Below are 19491 nucleotides of genomic sequence, written 5' to 3' on the forward strand. Positions count from 1 at the left end.
TAAAAGGAGACAAGGGAGATAAAGGAGATTCTTTTGACTACAGTGATTTTACCCCAACGCAATTGGCAGGACTAAAAGGAGACAAGGGAGATAAAGGAGATATTGGCGCGACAGGACCACAAGGTATCCAGGGGCTTGCGGGAATTGGCGGAAAAACTAATGCAGGAACGAATATAACAATTACCGGAGCAGGAACAGAAGCTAGTCCTTATATTGTAAATGCAGTCGTTTCACAGTCAAGTATAGAAGAGTTTACAGCAACAGCTGGTCAAACTAACTTTGCATTACAAGGAACGCCATCTTCTTCAGTGAAATTATATATTAATGGTGTTCGGATTGATAAAGATGCATTAACAGTAAGTGGAAACATTCTAATTTATAAACCAGTAAATAATGGGGCATATGCATTGATGACAAACGACAATATTATAATTGATTATTTAAAATAATATTAGAGTTTGGAGCTTACACTTTTAAAATAGTGTAAGCTAAATGTAAAGGAAAAGGGAGGATAACTTATTAAAGTTTATACTCCCTTTTTTTTATAACCTTAAAATTTCTAGTTATATGTTGACCTTATTATGATAGATCAATGACTTCTAAAGGTCATAATCTCCTCGGGAAGCCTCTAATTTTGCACTTTCATTTGGGGTAATTTTCAAGTAGTAATATAAAAATATATATATGGAGATTAAAGATTTACAACAATTTCAGTTTAGCATGAAAAATATAGATTTAAACAATGTGTTTAGTTTCATACTAATCTTCTTATTTGTACAAAGTGGGCAAGCACAATTTATAAATCAGGGTGATTTAAAGGTAACAGGAAGTACTGTATTGTCAGTCTATATGAATTGTGATAATAAAACTACGGGGAATTTTGTAAACGATGGGGAACTTCATCTTTTTGGAAACTACAATAATGATGGTAAGGTATCGTATACTGATAAGAGTTTGGGAGCAACTTTTTTCACAGGAGATCAAGAACAAATGATTACTGGTTTACAGTCTCCTTACTTTCAAAATATTGTCTTTAATAATTTAGCATCGTTAATACCTTTTCAACTTAAAACAACAATCAGAGTTGGTAACAATTCTGATTTTAAGAATGGAATCATCAATGCGGTAGATTATGATGGTAAAATGATTTTTGACGAGAAGGCTTCTTGCTTAAATGTAGGAAATCAGAGTTTTGTCGACGGAATTGTACAAAAAAATGGTAACAATGTGTTTGAATTTCCAGTTGGAAATCAACTTTTTTATAGACCGGTAATTGTTGCGGTTTCTTCTTCACTAAAAAATACTTTGACAACGCAATATTTTTATCAAAATTCAAACACCCATTATCCACATTCTCAAAAAGAGGAAACAATTTTAACAATAAATGATACCGAGTATTGGAAAGTTACCAGTGAAAATGATAATGAGAAAAATGTACTGACTCTGACTTTAAATGATAAGACAACGCCCTTAGAGTTTTTTAATACTGCTCCTGAAACAAGACTAGCAATAGTACGGTGGGATGAAGTATTACAAAAATGGGTTAACTGCAAAGGAGAGTCAAGTGACCCCGCTCTAACTGAAAATTACGAAAAGCTTTTAACAGCGCCAATAGACGGATACGGAATTTTTACAATGGCTATTGTTAAGGAAGATAATTTAAATGAAAAATTGGTAGTGTACAATGCTGTGTCTCCTAATGGTGATGGCATTAATGATAGTTTTCATATTAAAGGAATCGATCAGTATCCGGACAACACAGTTGAAATATATAACCGTTGGGGAGTTAAAGTATTTGATACAAAATCTTATAATGAATCCGACAATATGTTCAGAGGATACTCTGATGGTCGTGCAACGATAAATAGAGGAGAAAAACTCCCGACAGGCACTTATTTCTATATACTTAAATATAATAATACCAAAAGAGTAGTGGAACAATCTGGCTATTTGTACATAAACAATCAATAATAGAACATAATAAATAGAAATAATGAAAAAGTTTTTTTATATAGTAACATTATTGTTTTTAGGTCTTCTTGGAGCATCGGCGCAACAGGAATCGCAATATTCACAATACATGTATAATACTATGACTTTTAATCCTGGATATACAGGTTCAAGAGAAGTTTTAAGTGCGATGGCATTGTACAGAACACAATGGGTAGGTCTGGATGGAGCTCCGAAAACAATGAACTTTTCAATTCAAAGTCCATTAGGATATCATGGAAATGGTATTGGATTAAATGTGATAAGTGATCAGATTGGTCCCACAAAAAATACAGGTTTTACAGTTAATTATGCATACACAATTATGCCAACAGATGATTTGAAAATTTCATTTGGTATCTCTGGAGGTTTTGACAATTTTGAAGTTGATTATACAAAATTAAATGTTGAAAATCCTGATATATACATGACAGGAAAAGAATCACTGTTTTCTCCAAACGTCGGCGCTGGGATTTATTTCCACACTTTTAAATGGTACGCAGGAATATCTGTGCCTAAATTATTAAAAACTGAGTTTTATGATGATGTTGCAGTATCTGTATATTCGACGAAATCACATTATTATTTGATGGGTGGATACGTTTTTGATATTAACCCATATTTACGATTTAAGCCTGCGGTATTAGCTAAATTAGTAACAGGAGCACCACTATCGATAGATATGTCTGCAAACTTTCTTATCAATGATAAATTGACACTTGGAGCTGCATATCGATGGGATGCCGGTGTGAGTGCACTTGCTGGTTTTCAAATTACCGAGGGAATTCAGATTGGATACGGATATGATTACGACACCACAAATCTTGGAAATTACAATTCAGGCTCTCATGAGATATTTTTAAGATTTGATTTGTTGAGTAAATCAAAAACAAGATTGGTAAGTCCAAGATTTTTCTAACAATTACTAAAACAAAAGAATAATGATTTATAAGAAATTGAAAATTATTTTTGTATTACTGAGTGTCATAATTTCAGTAGGAAGTATCAAGGCTCAGGATAAAAAACTAGAAAAAGCAAATGAAGCCTATAATAAGTTTGCTTTTATTGAAGCCGCAAAATTATATCAGGAAGAAATAAAAAAAGGAAATAACACATTAGAAGTTTACACGAAACTGGCTGATTGTTATTATTATAATGGAAACTATTCGGAAGCAACACAATATTATGCTAAAGTGGTATCAGCTTCTAATAATGTTGAATCGGAATACTATTTCAGATATGCGCAATGTCTTAATAATGCACAGGACTATAAATTATCTGAAGCAGTAATGAAAATGTATTTTTTAAAATCTAACAGAAAAGATTTAAGTGAAAACTGGAGTGAAAAAAAAATATTGTCAGATATACAAAAACAATCTGGCCGTTATGAATTAAAAACAGTTGAACTTAACTCTCCTTTTTCAGATTTTGGAACCTCGTATTTGGATAAAAACAAAGTAATTTATGCTTCTGCTAAAGACACAGGTGTGATTATTAAAAGAAAACACAGCTGGAATGACAAATCCTTTTTAAAATTATATTCAGCTGATATTACAGTTGATGGTGGACTACAAAATCCTATTCTTTTAAAAGGACCAGTAAATACAAAATATCATCAGAGTAGTCCGGCGATCACTAAAGACGGCAAAACGATGTACTTTACCAGAAATAATTACAATGAAGGAAAATTAGGAGCTGATAAAAAAGGAACAACCTTTCTGAAAATTTACGTAGCAGAAAATGTAAATGGAGAATGGAAGAACGTAAAAGAGTTACCACATCCTGTTAATAGCGATGGATTTTCATCGGCACATCCAGCCTTGAGCCCTGATGAAACTGAATTATATTTTGCATCAGACCGTAATAATTCATTTGGGAATTCAGATTTGTATAAGGTGAGTATTAAAAAAGGAGGTCATATAGGGAATGATTTAATAAAATTAGGAGATGAAATTAATACATTAGGAAGAGAAACATTCCCATTTATGGATGCTTTAGGTATTTTGTATTTTTCTTCAGATGGACATTCTGGTTTTGGAGGTTTAGATGTATTTGCTGCTATTAAAGACGAATTAGGTAAATATCATGTAGTTAATGTTGGAGATGGCGTTAATACAAACGCAGACGATTTTGCTTATACCATTAAAGATGATACAAAAAGGGGCTATGTTTCTTCAAACAGAAGTGGTAATGATGATATTTATAGCTTTACTGAAAACAGACCAATTGATTTTGATTTTGATATAAAACCGTTAGTTTGGGGAACGGTAAGATATACCAGTGGAAAAGCAATTGAAGGTGTTGCTGTTGAAATTTATAATGCTAAAAATGAAAAGGTAAATACTTTGTATAGTGATCAGTATGGTAAATATTCAACAGATTTGTTGCCTTTTACAGAATATAAATTTATTTTTAAAAAAGAGGGACTTACTGAGAAAGAACAAATTGTTTCGCCTTTAAAACCTATTGAGAAGCGAGAATATTCGTTTGATTTTATTAATGAGATGGAAGTAATAGTTGATAATGTAAAAGTAATGATTCATGAAGGAGACGATCTTACAGATAAATTAAAACTAAATCCGATTTATTTTGATTACAATGGATATAAAATCAGAGAATCTTCTAAAGCAGAATTGAATAAGATTGTAGAAGTGATGAAGTTTCGTCCCGGTATTTCAATAAAAATTAATTCATATACTGACAGTAGGGGACAAGATGATTTTAATATGATATTATCGCAAAACAGAGCTAAATCGACTATGGATTATATTGTATTGCATGGAATAGAGAAACAACGGCTAACTGCTGAAGGATTTGGAGAAACTCATTTAATTAACAAATGTTCAAATGGAGTAAAATGTTCTGAAGCCGAACATCAGGTAAATAGACGTTCAGAGTTTATCATACAATTAAAAAAGGATTAATTGGTTTTGATAACCAGAATTTTAAAAAAAAACTAAAGGGTATCTGGAAAGATACCCTTTAGTTTTTTTAGCTATAATGCCACGTATTTTAAAATGGGATTTTATTTTTTTTTGATAAAGTCTTCTGATGGTTTTCTATGAAAAAGCTCATAATATTTTGATGAAAAATAACTTAATTTTGTATAATTCAATTCATAAATGACATCTGTTAAAGTGGTAAATTTTCCACTTTTTAGAAGGGTATTTGCCAATGTCATTTTTTCTTTAATAAATAAACGGTTAGGTGCATCGTTAAAACATTTTTTAAATAATATTTTATATTTTGACTCTGACATTCCAGCCATTGAAGCTAAAAATGTTACAGAAGGAAATGAACCGTATAAATGGTTAAAAAGATAATCTTTAGTTTTAATGATAGCTTCAAGTTCAATTTCAGTAATATCCTTTTTTGTTGCACCGGAATCATAAAATTTATTAAAAAAATTACCTAACAATTTTAAAGAAACGCCTTTAAGAAGAGGCTCAAATGATAAATCATAAACAGATTTGTTTTTGATTGACTGGATTAGTAGAATACTATTACTGTCGATATTACCGTAATGGTAGAATACTTTTTTATTGTCGTTAGTTTTTGGTTTTATAATTTCAGCACCCGTATGTTTTGCTATAAAATCATGTAATAATTTTTTATCAACCAATACTCTTACTGCAATTGTCCTTTCATTAGTACTTGGCTTAAAAGAACTTTCTATTTGATTATCTATAATAGCGAGGTCCAGTTTATCATAGGAGCCAATTTCGTAATCTTTATTATTGATTTTAATAAGATTGACATGTTCACTTAGATCAAAATGAAAAATATATAATTCATTAGGAGATACAATACGAGTTATTTTTAAAGGAATTTTCAATGTGAAATCGATAAATAAAACTGAAATACCAGGTAAAATCTGCGTGAAATATGAATTTCCTGTACCAATAGAATCGGGAATAACAATTATTTTATTATCTATAAACTTTGCTCCAATTTTCTCTGCAAACTCAGCTTGCCATTGTGGAGCCAAACTATAATAATGTGTGATTTTTTTCATATACAATTCATAATTTTAATAAAAAGGAACTCACGTATTACCAATTCAATACCAGAAAACATTATAATTGTTTAATAAAGGTTTTTGGGGATATTCCGAAGTTTTCTTTAAATTTTGATGCAAAGTAGGAGTTGTTAGTAAAACTTAATTGGTCTGAGATCTGGGATATTGATAATTGCTTATTTTCAAGAAGTTCTTTTGCTTTAAGTAACTTATTGTCCATAAAAAATTTGTTTGGAGTCAATCCGGTTATTTTTCTAAATAAGTTTTTAAATTTTGATTCAGACATATTGGCTTTTTTAGCCATATATGAGATACTTGGAAAAGGATCTTCGATGTGTTCTATTAAAAACATTTGTGTTGCTATTATACTATTGAGATCGGTAGAATTAACTGTTTGAATGATAATTCTGTGAGTTGACATTTTTTTTAAATAATTTGAAATTAGCATTTGTACTGTACCTATTAAATTTAGATTAAATATGGTACCTCCAACTTTTAACTTTCTAAGATCATTTAATAAATGATAACTTTCACTACTCATTCTATCAAATCTGACGATAGTATTTAATGTTGGATCAGTTAATTTGTCAATGTTACGTAAAGGAATATTGTTACTTTTTACAAACGTTTCTAATGCACTTTTTTTTATAAAAATGCAAAGTGCAAAAGAAGTACTTCCTGCTTTCACATTATAATCTGATTCTAAGGCTCCATCAATAACGGATAAGTTATATCGCCAACGACCGACATCAAACATTGAGCTATTACTGCAAACCGTAGCCTCACCTTCTGTCAAATTATAATATAGGCCAACAAAATCGCTATTTTCATTTTTTTGAATGAAACGGAAATTTTTATTATATACGACATTTACATAGTAGGCAATTATGCCTTCTCCACAATCAAGAAAATATCTAGTGCCTGTTTGTAAGTCTTCTGGCATGATAATGAAGTTGCCTTCAGTTTTTCCGCCAAATTCTTTTGTGAAATTTTCAATCCAGCTTAAATCTGCACCATAAGAATGTTTTATTGTTTTCACAGAAATTAGTTTTTGTTATATAAAGTTAGTTTATTTTTATTTCAAAATAATTGTAATGAATTTATTTATAGTATATTATTGGTTTTGTACAAGGCCAATTTTGAACTTTAACTAATAAACTCTTTTTAATTTTGTAATACTTTTAAAATTTTAAGTTTGGTGATAGTAGAAGAAAATTGTCCGGAAATTTCATCATCAATTGCACAACCAACTAAAGCCAGTCCGATTGGAGATAGTATTGATAATTTATCCTGAATTACATTACTTGTTTCAGGGGGCACAATCTGAAAACTTCTGATAACGTTCGTTGCCATTTGAACCGTTACAATTGAATTTACTCGAACAATATCATCTGGAAAAGCATCTCTTGAAATAATTGTAGCAAATTCCAGTTCTTTTCTAAGTCTTTTAATTGCTGAATAATAGTTTCTGTTCTTATTTTTGTGCGAGTTTGTGATTATTGTTTTTAGTAATTTCAAATCTTTTTCGTCTATGATTATGTGATCATATTTCATTCTATTTGTCATTAGCGCATGTTTTTAGAATAGGCTATGCTATTTGGATGCAGCCTTGATTAGTTATAAAACAAGTTCTTTTGAACTTTTGTAATTGGTGAAGAGATTAGGAATTATTGCAATCTAAAAACGTTGCTTAGGCTACAATGGCGAAATCATGGATATTTTGTTGAATATATATCTTGATCTTGTCTGATTCGGAATTCATAACTCTAAAAAACTCCTTATCTAAAAAATTAAATTCTGGGTAGTTTGGATACATATCAAAAAGATCCTCGGTTGTTCTTGCTATTTCGAGTTCTTCTTTATTTTCAAAATAAATTTTTTTCGCCTTGTCAATTTGAACTGCCATTTCTATAGCTCCCCATTTTTTTAATGTTTCAGAAAATAGGGATTCAAAAATATAATTTCCGTGCCCATTTTTAATTAATTGCAAAAAACCTCCGGTTGTAATTTCACCATATAATATATTATAGGCCATTAATGTATGTTGTGAATCGGTAAAATTGTCCTCTGCTACAGTATCCATTATTTCATAATATTTAGAAAGTAACAGAAAAAACAAATCCCATGTATTGTCATAATAGTTTATTAATTCTTCTTTTTTAATGTGTGGTAATGTTTTCTGCGTTTTGATTTTTCCAATTGTTTCTTTCTCGATTTTCATCTTCGTTTGCATCTTTTTATATTTTAAAAATTAGGAAGGAAAAGACGATTACATTACTTAAAGTATCAAATTTTGTAAATACTTGACGCTAAAATTAGTACTAATGTATAGTCTTGTCTTATGTTTTTTATTTGTGTTTAGGATATTATTTTTTCTTATAAATTATCTTTTTAACATGTGTTTTTTTGTGAGATATTACCTGCAGGTAAATTATGTTTAATTCAAAATTAATTAAATATTCGGTTCTTGGTTTAAAAAGAGTTGATTTATTTAACTATTTGAAAACAAAATAAATAACGAGTAATTATAAGCCTTTTTATGATACTTTTTGAACTTTTTATGGTGTTTTTATCTTTTTATATGAGCTATAAAAAAACATGGATGTATTGATTTCTTATTATTTGCCATTTTCATTATAAGCCTTTTTATTTTAGTATTTGTTGTTTTTTAAAAGTCTTATCTTGATATTTTAAAGACTGGAATTAGAGATTACCAAAATGGTTTATATCTAATTTTGTTTCAAACTTTATCGATTTGTTCTTGAATGGAATGAAACAAATAAAAGTTATGTATTATAAAGTAGAAACGGTATGGGGACTTATAATTTTTCTTTAGAATTTGGTTTAAATGTGGATGAAGCAAAAATGATAAATAAAATGTACCTCAAAAATCGTTATGAGCAATGGGTTCAGTATTTTTTGGGATTAGCTTTACTTTTTCCTGTTTTCTTCGATTTTTTTGATAGGATGAATAACAGTGATTTAATTGTGTGGATATTAAGAGATATGTTTTTTGTACTTATTTTTTTTATGTTACAATATCCATTCGTTGACGCCATTTGCAAACTTATCTTCCAGTTAATTAAAAAGCTCTTAAAAATTGAAAAGTTTATAACAAAATATAGATTCAATTTTACAAGTACCTTTATTTATGTACATTCTCCATTGGGTGCATTTGCTCATAAATGGACTCAAGTTGAGAGCGCAATTTTGACTAAAGATTTTTTCTTTTTATATGTTAAAGAAAAAAATGGCTATATTATTTCTATTGCCAACAATAAACAAAATAGAAAAATAAATGAATTAATAGCTTTTGTGGAAAAGAATGTAATTCAGATTACAAAAGTTTAATAGAAGATTATATTTTGAATTTTAGTGCGGGTAAGTAAAATTTTATTTCGGTATGATAATTTTTAAAGGTCTTAAATATTTAGTGTTTAAGGCCCTATTCTTTTTGATTTACTGAAATAATTTTTACTACTCTTATTTTCAATAGCAACACTAAATTATTCCGAATTTGATTTGGAATATCTTCAGGAACAAGGCTTGGATATCTAGTTTCTTTACAAATTTTAAAAATATAAAGAGACAGCAAATACTTTATTCTACCTTTTATAAACATACGAATGAATACAGATTTCTTTAATGCGAATAGTTATTTTATAGATCAAAAACATCTTTTTTTTAAATTTTATAAGTATCACCAGATTTACAATGAAAAGCGGGAATGTATTGGCTTGATTAAACAAAGATCTACATTTAGACAAACGATATTAAGATCTGTTTTTAGCGAGAATTTATTGCCTTTTATATTTGAGATAAGGAGCTGTAACGGAGCATTATTAACATCAATTTCAAGAAGATGGTTTTTTTTTAAATCCAAAATTATTATTCAGGATTCAAAAGGAAAACAAATTGGAAGTATTAAGCGAAAGTTTATCTCTTTTAAACCAGTTTTAAGAATATTAAACGCATCGGATGAAGTAATAGCTGAGATTTCAGGTGATTTGGAAAACTGGAATTTTGTTATTAGCGATCCCTCTCACAACCAAATTGGGTCAATAGACAAAAATTGGATTATAGCGATGAAAGAATTATTCGGGTCGACTGATAAATATAATGTGATTTTTGAGGAGGATTATATTGATAAAAAGAAGAAGATTGCCATTTTATCCAGTGCAATCATTATTTATATGGTTATGAAAAAATAGATTTCAGTTATGCGTTTTAGGTTATTTATACTTGTTTAGTTAATTGGTTTTTAGTATTTTGGGTTTTTAATAATGTCTTGATTTAATTGTTTTTTGACTTATTGTGACAGTTTCTATGGTAAGGCAGCTTGTACCTTTGTAAAGTTATTTTGAGAATTAGTTTAAAAGGGATGATACTTTATAACTACTTAGAATGAAGTTTGATAAAAAGACAATTTAGTAAGTATGGAAAGAGAAAAAATTTTAGTACGGGACAACAAAGGAATCTTCTTAAAAATGTTTAGAAGAAAGTTTAAAGATGAATTTGATTTTTTTGGAAATTCATTTTTGATCGAAAATGAAAATGATTATAAAGATTATGATCGCTCTATATTTGTGGTTTATGATAAGGCTGAAATGATTGACTACTTAAAATTAGAAAAAAAAGGATCGAATGTTTTGGTCTGTTTATTTAATAAGCAATTATATGGTAGTTTAGCTTTTTTAGAAGAAATTAATAACCTAATTCTATTAGATGAATCTAAAACAAAGCCGGAAATTGTAAAAGATTTAAAAGCATATTTTAAAAAGAGTCCCGAACCTGCTAAGCAAACATCTAAATCTGTGTTTGGAAGTTCAGCCATTTTTCAAGCGCAATTTCATAATTTTTATAATGCATTATTCTTTCTGTTGTAGCTTATATTCAAATGCTTTTATAAATTAAAATTTTATATTAATTCATTTTAAAATGTAGGATAGAGACTGTTTATTATCCTACATTTTATTTTTATATAGTTTTACTATTCTTTTTTTAGTACAGCGATTTCCTCTCCTGAAACTTCTATAACTGAGCCATGACGTGTTCCTGGCGGGAAATTAATTTGTTCTGAAATATCAACCCAACCCTGCGGAGTTTCTTTGATTGCTCCATATTTCTTTTCGATATATTTATCAAAATAAACAATCCAATTATTGCCTATTTTTATCGCCGTTGGACCTTCCGCCCAATAATTTCCTGTAATTGCATCACTCGCCTTACTATATGGCCCTTTTAGTTCTTTGCTAAAGGCTATTTTAATATTTTTCTGAACTGGATTTCGGGTTTCATCTTTTAAAAACATTACAAACCCCTGATCTTGTTGTACAATAGAAGCATCTATTACATTAAAACCGGGCTCATAAAGTAATTTAGTTTTGGAAAATTTTTTAAAATCTCGTGTTACGGTGTAATATATTCGATGATTGTATCCTTTTTCTTTCTCTGGTTTTGTTTCTAAAAATTCTCCATCTATCGTAGAAGCCCAGTAAATCATATATTTTTCTGAATCCGGGTCATACGTAATCTCTGGCGCCCAAGTATTTCTGGCTTTTTTCTTTTTTTTCATAACCGGCAGAAATTCCTGTTTTGACCAATGAATCAAATCTTTTGAACTAGAGTATCCAATCCCTTTATCTGTCCAACTTACCGTCCACACCATATGATACAAGCCGTCACCACCTTTTATTATTGAAGGGTCTCTCATAAGTTTATCTTTTCCTACTTCGGGAGTTAGAAATGAAGTATCATTTTTTAAAGCAGTCCATTTATATCCATCTTCGCTATAGGCTAAATGTAGACCGTCTTCACCATTTCCTTTGAAATAGGAAAAGACATACCCATCAGTTTTTGAAGTTGGATCATTTTGAATTTCCTTTTCTTGAGAGAAAACGGGAATAGTCATCCATGCGAACATACAAAATAGTACTGCTTTCAAGTGCTTAAATGATTAGATTTTTAAAAAAAATTATTTCAAAATTGGGTTTCTAAATATAGACAATAATGTTTTTTATTTCATTTTATATATTTCAGAACCTGCCAATAAAAAACAACCTAATCCATAATCTTCAAAATCTGGAATTTTGTCATATGATAAAGGCTGGCCATCTTTAGGTTCTTTTCCTGTTGATTGTAAAAAGCCTAAAAAGCCATTAGTATGCAAACTTTCTGTCGTTATTGCGTTCCAAGCCTTTTGAACTATTGGTACATAAATTTCTTTTTTCAAAATTCCACTGTTTATTCCATAGGCTATTCCATAAATGAATAAAGCGGTTCCTGAAGTTTCTTTCTCTCCAAAATTAGTAGGATCATGTAGACTTACATTCCAGAATCCGTCAGGTCTTTGAATAGGAACCAGAGCTGCAGCCATTGTTTTTAAATCTTTTACATATTGATCTCTATGTGGAGCATTTTCAGGAATAATTGTCAAAACTTTAGCCAAAGCTGCAATTACCCACCCATTTCCACGGCTCCAATAACAATCTTGTCCATTTGGTTCTTTATATGGTGGATCAAAATCGGCATCGCGCCACCATAAGCCATCTTTTGGATTAAACAGGCCGTTATCGCCATGTTTGTTTCTTGAATACATATACATTTGGTACATTTTTTCGAAATAGCGATTGTCTTGTTCTAAAACTCCCATTTTTGCAAAAACAGGCATTCCCATTTGGATTGCATCAATCCAAGACCAATCATCTAATTGAGCTGTATTTAGCAACATATTAATATTTGCCCGGGTGTTTTTTAGTTTTTTTGAATCTGGTTCTAAATTATACAAGTCAATATACGTTTGGGCAGCACAATAGTTGTCTGCATTGCGAGTTGTATTTCCGCTATTAAATCCCCATTTATGGAATTCTGACCACGAATAAGCATAATCGTAATAAGCTTCTTTTGGAAAAATTTGGTGTAAAGCCATTAAACCTTCATAATAAACTCCTCGTGTCCAAATATTACTCGGGCGTTCTTTATTAGTAATAATAGTTTTACCCGTTTCTGGCCATTTTTGCATAAAATAATCGTTTGCTAAAATCATTTGTTTCAGCACCAGTTTCTTGTCAAAAGGCTGTTGTGCGCTTGCAGTATATAAAAAGCATATAGCGAAGATTAAAAGTAATTTTCTCATTTTAGTATTCGTTATTTAGTAGTTAGTTTTGTTGTTTTAATGGTGTAAGCGTAACTGGTCCCAATAAACCAGAAGGCATCGGGCTCCATTTTGTTGCGTCAAATTTTTTATAATCTTTATCAACCATATTAATCTCATAGAAAATTTTCCATTCTTCACCTTTTAATTCTTTGTCTCTAATTCGGTTTGCAGAAAGATTTGTAACCTGAATTTTTAATGTGTTTTTTCCTGATTTTAATTTTAAGATACTTAATTTATAAGGAACAGACCATGCAGTGCCAATAAATTCATCATTTAACCAGACTTTTGCACTTTCGCGGACATCGCCCAAATTTAAACTCCAAGATTCAGTTTTTGTATTCGGATTATCAAATTGAAGCGTGTAGGTTGCAGAACCTGAAAATGCTTCTGCTTCAGGACTTAATTTTGTCCAGGATTCTAAATTTGAAATTGTTGTAGTCTCGGGCAATTTCGGACCACCTTTTTCAAAGGTAATTTTCCAATTTCCTTTTAACGGAGTAGCTTCAGCAGTTGGCTCATAATAATTCCATTTTTTTTGAGAAGCCGTATTTTCTGTTTTCAAAAAATATGATTGCCCTGGCTCTATTTTGATTTTTACCAATGTACTATTGGAATCTTTTTTTACAATTGCATTCCCGTAATTTCTGTTTAGCGGATCAAAAATAATAACCTCTTTATTACCAATTTGAATTGGAATAAATCCATCGATTGTTTTAGGAGTATGATTTACTAAATAATAAATTTTCTCCCCATCTATAGTTCTTCTAATGTATTTTAATCCGGTGTTTACTAGTGTTTCAGGATATATTTGAGTGTTTTCTAGACTTTTAAAAATATCGGTCACTGGTTTTATTAATTCAGCGTTTACAGTTAAAAGTTTTTTCAGTTCTTGTTCCTGTTTTTGGTAATCATTAAAACCAGGTACTGATTCAGGAAGCCCTTTAAAAATAATATTTGCACCCGCTTTCTTAAGTTCAATAAGTTTCTGTAAAGTGGCAAGAGGCATTTTTTTGCAAGCTGGAATTATCATTGATTTGAACGTTCCTCCCGGCAGACTAATTTTTCCGTCAATGAGCTTAGCCTCAGAAATAAAACTGTCAGATATAAAGTCAACTCCATATCCTTTTTTCATTAAATCTTTAGTTGTATCATAAAAAGAGGTCTCGTACAACCATTCAGATAAAGAATGTATCTTAAATTGAAAAAATAAAGTTCCCTTTTGATATTTGTCCCAAGTATCAAAAATTGGCCAATAAAGTATTATTTCATTATCAGATTTGCCCTGTTGCAACATAGACTGACAATTTGCTATGTAAGAAAATAGTGAAGGTGCATCTTCCCAAATACTATTATTGGAATTAAAATTTACAGATGCATAAAATTTCCATCCCGGCCATGCAGCTCTTTCGGGTGAATAAGTTGATCCGTGAAGAAAAATATGATTAATGCCATTTAGCATTAAATCTTCTGCTTCAGGTTTACATTGCGATAAAGCAGTTTTGAAATGTTCTCTCAACCAGGTAAATGTTTCAGAAGAAACAAGATTTTTTCCTGCAATATGTGCAGCAGATGATGAAAATTTCAACATTACAGGATCAGCATCACCCTCGCGAATATCTTCTTTTTCACGACGGAAACCTGGAATATCAAAAGGCATAGATCCAAACGTTTCGCATTCCGGGATATCCGCGGAAGCGTATAAATCAATTAAATTTCCAGGAGAACCATGTGCCTGAAGTTTAGTTTTAAAACTTTTTGAATGTGCCCATTGTGTCCAGGGCTTATCAAATTTATTTAATAATAAATCGCCAATGGTTTGTCTGTAATCACTTTTGATCCGGTTACCAATTTCATTATCCGTTTCACTCAATAATAACGGCATTTGTTTTTTTAAATCATACCCTCTAAGTTTTTGAAATTCTTCAAAAAAATTGGGAGTAAAATCAGTTCCGTAAACTTCGTAACTATCATTAAAAATGGCTCTTATTTTTCCTTCTCGACCTTTAAATGCATTGTTAAATGGAACTACATATTCATTTAATGCTTCTTCAGAATAATGATCTAATGTAAAACCGCTTCCTCCCGGAGCAGCTCTTTTTACCTGCTGTCCTGTTTTACCACTAAAAACGGCATATATAGTATAATCTGTTTTTTTTGCTTTCCATTTTAATTTATTTGGTTCTAATGGATTTGGAATTGAGACTGAATTTCCATCAATACCTTTGTCCTTTGGTTTTGATAGATTTTTATTCAATTGATCTGTTAAGTTTATAAAAGATCCATCATTTCCATAAGCAACTACATATAAAAGTTCTGCAGGTTGTTTTTCTTTTGTATTTTCTACTTTAATATTTCGATCAATTGTTTCATTTTTTTTCAATTGGTATTTTTCAATAACCAATTTAGTAGCCGCATGTGGTAAAGTCACATGCGAACCTCCATAAGGCCAGCCAGTTCCTAAAACCATATCAACCTGCATATGGAGACTATCTGAAACATGAATAGTATAGTCTAACATTTCCAGCCATTTAGGCGATAGATAATCAATAAAATTATTTTCTTCTCCTTTTACTCCATAGATAGGAGTAATTTCTACTCCACCAATTCCGGCGTTATGAAAATCTGTAAGGCTTTTTTTTAAGTTTGGTTTATCCACAGCACTTCCCATCCACCACCAGCGTGCCCAAGGCTGGTTTATATTTGTAGATTTTGGCCATGGTGATACTTTATTTTCCTGCGCAAACGAATTTAAAAAGCAAGAAAACAATAGTAGTATAAGGCAATTTAGTTTGTTTAATCTCATTATTATTTTTCTTCAGTGGTTGATAGTTAGTGTTAAAGTAAAAGTAGCAGTACTGTACAAAATTGCTATCCTGTAGCATCCTGTTCAAAATCATTTTTTCAAAAGTAAAATGTATAACAAATTTTGATTTTTTTTTATCATTTAATATTTTTTGAGTAAAAAAAATATTAAATGCTGAAAAATATTTGAATAAAATTTTACATAATGTATTTGCGAATTTAGCGCTTGTAAATCAATGAGTTGAACGCATTTTTAGTTAAAAAAAACACAAAATATTTTATAATATACTGAAGGTTAACAGGATACTACAGGATGCTGTGTGATGTTCTTCTAAATAGATTTGGGTAAACTAATTAATTAACCAAATTTAACTTTTTATGAAAAACAAATTTAATCTTTTGCTGCTTATGGCCTTGTTTGCGCTTCTGCATACAACAGGCTATGCGCAAAATAAAACGGTTACAGGAACCGTTACAGATCCGTCCAAGCTCTCTATTCCGGGAGTTAATGTAATTGTTAAGGGTACAAATCGAGGGGCGAGTACAGATTTTGATGGAAAATACAGCGTCTCTGCTGCTCCGGGAGAAACTTTGGTATTTTCGTTTGTAGGATTTATAAAAAAAGAAATAGTAGTTGGAGCAGCGAGTAGTTACAATGTTTCTTTGGATGCAGAAAATTCAAGTCTGAATGAAGTAGTAGTTATTGGATACGGAACCCAAAAGAAAAAATTAACTACCGGTGCAATTTCAGGAATTAAAACAGAAAATTTTACAGAAAGACCTATCTCAAGAATAGATCAGGGTTTGATTGGGCAAGTAGCGGGGGTTCGCGTTAAGCAAACAACAGGTTTACCGGGGCAACCTTTTAGTATCGAAATTAGAGGTGCAGGTTCTATTACTGCCGGAAACGAACCATTGTATGTGGTAGATGGCTTTCCAATATATACAGAAGGATCAAATTCAAATGGAGGATTTTCAAATGGAAGTCCGTTGGATAATATGAATCCAAATGATGTTGCTTCTATCGAGGTTTTGAAAGATGCTGCAGCAGCTTCTATCTACGGTTCGAGAGCTTCAAACGGAGTTGTTTTAATTACAACAAAAAAGGGTAAAAAAGGAAAACCAAAGTTTACATTTAATACTTATGGAGGTATTAATAAAGAAGCGAACAGAGTTGATATGTTGTCAGCTGAAGGCTGGATTAAAAGAGCAAAAACAATGATTGACGGACAGTGGGTCGCCTCAGGAATTACAGGTGCATCTGCCAGCCAAACCAATGCTGAGAGAATTGCTGCTTATAATTTAAAAAACCCAACAGCGCCTCTTAATACAAGTAATACCAGATATTATACGTATTTGTATGACGACAGATGGGATATACCGGGACACCCTGGATTGGATTATATCGATTGGCAGGATAAAGTTTTCCGTACAGGAGAATTTAGCAACTATCAATTATCAGCTTCTGGTGCTACTGATGCAGTAAATTATTATGTTTCTGCTAACTATCAAAAAAATACCGGATACATTGTAGGGACAGATTACACCTTGTTTTCTGCAAGAGCAAACGTTGATGTAAAGTTGTCAGAAAACTTTAAAATGGGAATTAATTTAGCTCCTTCTTATTCGGTTAAAAATGATCCTGGAGTAGAAGGAAAAGATAATACATTATTTAAAGCGCTTACGGCGACTCCGGTTTTTGAAAGTGCTGAAAATGCTGCAGGAGAAAAATATACTACAAGATATGCATGGGGTAGTAGTACAACAAATATGTTGAACGCATTGGCAAGAACAGGAAAAAACTCTATGTACAGAACTTTAATTTCATCTTATGCGAGTTATCAATTTGCTAAAGGCTGGACTTTAAAAAGTACAATCAATTTTGATAACTCAGATAATACAAACGAAAGTTATACGCCAAATGATGTTATTGCTAGTATTAGAGGAGCTTATAATACTTACAGAAGACAAAATTTAGTAAATGAAAATACTTTTAACTATGATAAAACAATTGGAAATCATACTATTAATTTGCTTTTAGGACAGTCTTTCAGTTCGTACGAAATTACAAAAGCATCCCTTTCGTCTGGTGCGCTTTACAATAGTTCAAGTATTGAAACACTACCAGCTGGATCATTGGGGTCTACAACTGCAGAAAAAAGTACTTTACTTTCTTATTTTGCAAGACTACAATACAATTTCAAAGAAAAATACATAATGTCTGCCAGTATCAGACGTGATGGTTCTTCAAAATTTGGAAGTGACAGACAATGGGGAGTTTTTCCTTCGCTTTCATTAGGATGGAGAATAAAACAAGAAGCATTTCTGAAAGATACAGAATGGCTTAGTGACTTGAAATTAAGAGCCAGTGCGGGTATCAACGGAAGTAATAATATTGGAAGCTATGCATCTTATGCGACGCTTGGAACCTATAATTATTCTATTGGAGGAGCGGCAGCAATTGGTCAAGGTGCGGCTTCTATTCCAAATCCTGAATTACACTGGGAAGAATCAAGAAGTATCGATTTAGGATTAGATTTCGCTTTTATAAAAAACAGACTTTCAGGAACATTTGAAGTGTACAGAAAAAATAACAGCGAATTACTTTTAAGAGTTCCGGTTCCGGGAGATACAGGATTTGTTAGTTACTTAACTAATATTGGCGAAGTGCAAAATCAAGGATGGGAATTTGAAGTAAACTCTTTAAACTTTAAAACAAATAATTTCGAATGGAGAACATCTGCAAACATAAGTCATAACGAAAATAAAGTATTGGCATTAGGACCAGGTCAGTCTAAAATTGAAATTAGTAATTCTTTTGACGGAGGTGTGCCATTTGTAAAATTAGAAGTAGGTAAGCCAATGTATACCATATTTGGATTGCAACAAAACGGAGTTGTGAGTCAGGCTGATATTGATGGTGGCGGAACAACTATTGGAGGAAATAAATTGGTTTTGGGAGATCCGAGATACATTGATCAAAATGGTGATAAAAAAATTAATTCAGAAGATCGTGTTGATTTGGGTAATCCAACGCCAAAATACACTTGGGGAATCACAAATACATTTAAATATAAAGATTTGGATTTAAGTGTATTGGTACAAGGTCAAAATGGAGGAACAGTTTACGGCTTAACAGGAAGAGCAATCGACCGTACCGGAATGGGGTCAGTTGAAAATTCATTGAATGTAGATCCTGCTGTAAGAGGAAACTGGAGAACATCTTTTGGATACCAGGCAAACTCAGATTGGTTGTACAAATCAGATTATGTTAGTGTAAGAAGTATTTCTATTGGATATAGTTTGAAAGAAGCTGTAAAAAGTTTAACGAGAATTGATAATGCAAGACTGTATGTAACTGGCGAGAACTTATTTTACTGGAATAAATATAAAGTTGGTTTCAATCCAGAGGCTGTAAATACTTCAGGAAGTTCTAATAGTGATTTTTCAGTACCAGTAGATTATGGTGGAGCGCCTTTAGCGAAATCTATAGTTATCGGACTTAACATTAATTTTAATTAAAATA

14 protein-coding genes and 1 pseudogene are annotated in these 19491 nt (G+C 31.2%); 8 read left to right on the forward strand and 7 right to left on the reverse strand.

Annotated features, from left to right (window positions below; genetic code table 11):
* The 4 genes and pseudogenes from B0A65_RS23395 to B0A65_RS22400 all read left to right on the forward strand — a co-directional run.
* A pseudogene (locus tag B0A65_RS23395) lies at positions 1-449 on the forward strand (hypothetical protein); the annotation flags it as partial.
* Between the two features lie 235 nt (positions 450-684).
* Positions 685-1971, forward strand: coding sequence for a gliding motility-associated C-terminal domain-containing protein (locus B0A65_RS22390; RefSeq protein ID WP_074663926.1), 1287 nt, complete (start codon positions 685-687; stop codon positions 1969-1971).
* 22 nt (positions 1972-1993) lie between these two features.
* A complete protein-coding gene (locus tag B0A65_RS22395; RefSeq protein WP_074663928.1) occupies positions 1994-2908 on the forward strand; it encodes a PorP/SprF family type IX secretion system membrane protein in 915 nt (304 codons plus the stop codon).
* A gap of 22 nt (positions 2909-2930) precedes the next feature.
* Positions 2931-4913, forward strand: a complete 1983-nt coding sequence (locus B0A65_RS22400; protein ID WP_074663931.1) for an OmpA family protein — start codon at positions 2931-2933, stop codon at positions 4911-4913.
* Between the two features lie 101 nt (positions 4914-5014).
* Here the strand turns inward: B0A65_RS22400 and B0A65_RS22405 are convergent, their stop codons facing one another.
* From B0A65_RS22405 to B0A65_RS22420, 4 genes are all read right to left on the reverse strand, one after another.
* Complete coding sequence (locus tag B0A65_RS22405) at positions 5015-6004, reverse strand: helix-turn-helix domain-containing protein (protein WP_074663932.1); 990 nt, start codon at positions 6002-6004, stop codon at positions 5015-5017.
* A gap of 61 nt (positions 6005-6065) precedes the next feature.
* On the reverse strand, positions 6066-7046 hold the full coding sequence (locus B0A65_RS22410) for a helix-turn-helix domain-containing protein (protein WP_074663935.1): 981 nt from the start codon (positions 7044-7046) through the stop codon (positions 6066-6068).
* A 125-nt stretch (positions 7047-7171) separates the two neighbouring features.
* Complete coding sequence (locus B0A65_RS22415) at positions 7172-7573, reverse strand: GreA/GreB family elongation factor (protein WP_083370539.1); 402 nt, start codon at positions 7571-7573, stop codon at positions 7172-7174.
* A gap of 124 nt (positions 7574-7697) precedes the next feature.
* On the reverse strand, positions 7698-8240 hold the full coding sequence (locus B0A65_RS22420; RefSeq protein ID WP_083370540.1) for a DMP19 family protein: 543 nt from the start codon (positions 8238-8240) through the stop codon (positions 7698-7700).
* 578 nt (positions 8241-8818) lie between these two features.
* Between B0A65_RS22420 and B0A65_RS22425 the strand changes: the two genes are divergently transcribed.
* From B0A65_RS22425 to B0A65_RS22435, 3 genes are all read left to right on the forward strand, one after another.
* Positions 8819-9358 (forward strand): hypothetical protein, encoded by a 540-nt coding sequence (locus B0A65_RS22425; protein ID WP_074663943.1) that lies wholly within the window; start codon positions 8819-8821, stop codon positions 9356-9358.
* Between the two features lie 275 nt (positions 9359-9633).
* On the forward strand, positions 9634-10218 hold the full coding sequence (locus tag B0A65_RS22430) for a phospholipid scramblase-related protein (protein WP_074663946.1): 585 nt from the start codon (positions 9634-9636) through the stop codon (positions 10216-10218).
* A gap of 225 nt (positions 10219-10443) precedes the next feature.
* Positions 10444-10893 (forward strand): hypothetical protein, encoded by a 450-nt coding sequence (locus B0A65_RS22435; protein WP_074663947.1) that lies wholly within the window; start codon positions 10444-10446, stop codon positions 10891-10893.
* A gap of 104 nt (positions 10894-10997) precedes the next feature.
* Here B0A65_RS22435 and B0A65_RS22440 read toward each other — a convergent pair whose 3' ends face one another.
* The 3 genes from B0A65_RS22440 to B0A65_RS22450 all read right to left on the reverse strand — a co-directional run bounded on the left by B0A65_RS22440 (position 10998) and on the right by B0A65_RS22450 (position 15966).
* Positions 10998-11951 (reverse strand): glycoside hydrolase family 43 protein, encoded by a 954-nt coding sequence (locus tag B0A65_RS22440; RefSeq protein ID WP_242670339.1) that lies wholly within the window; start codon positions 11949-11951, stop codon positions 10998-11000.
* A gap of 72 nt (positions 11952-12023) precedes the next feature.
* Positions 12024-13142, reverse strand: a complete 1119-nt coding sequence (locus tag B0A65_RS22445; RefSeq protein WP_074663952.1) for a glycoside hydrolase family 88/105 protein — start codon at positions 13140-13142, stop codon at positions 12024-12026.
* 22 nt (positions 13143-13164) lie between these two features.
* Positions 13165-15966 carry a glycosyl hydrolase gene (locus B0A65_RS22450; protein ID WP_074663954.1) on the reverse strand — a complete coding sequence of 934 codons (2802 nt, stop codon included), beginning with the start codon at positions 15964-15966 and terminating at the stop codon, positions 13165-13167.
* A gap of 377 nt (positions 15967-16343) precedes the next feature.
* On the opposite strand from B0A65_RS22450, the gene B0A65_RS22455 reads away from it, so the two are divergent.
* Positions 16344-19487, forward strand: a complete 3144-nt coding sequence (locus tag B0A65_RS22455; RefSeq protein ID WP_074663956.1) for a SusC/RagA family TonB-linked outer membrane protein — start codon at positions 16344-16346, stop codon at positions 19485-19487.
* The last annotated feature ends 4 nt before the right edge of the window (positions 19488-19491 follow it).

The sequence above is a fragment of the Flavobacterium frigidimaris genome (genome assembly GCF_002217275.1).
Taxonomy (GTDB): domain Bacteria; phylum Bacteroidota; class Bacteroidia; order Flavobacteriales; family Flavobacteriaceae; genus Flavobacterium; species Flavobacterium aquidurense.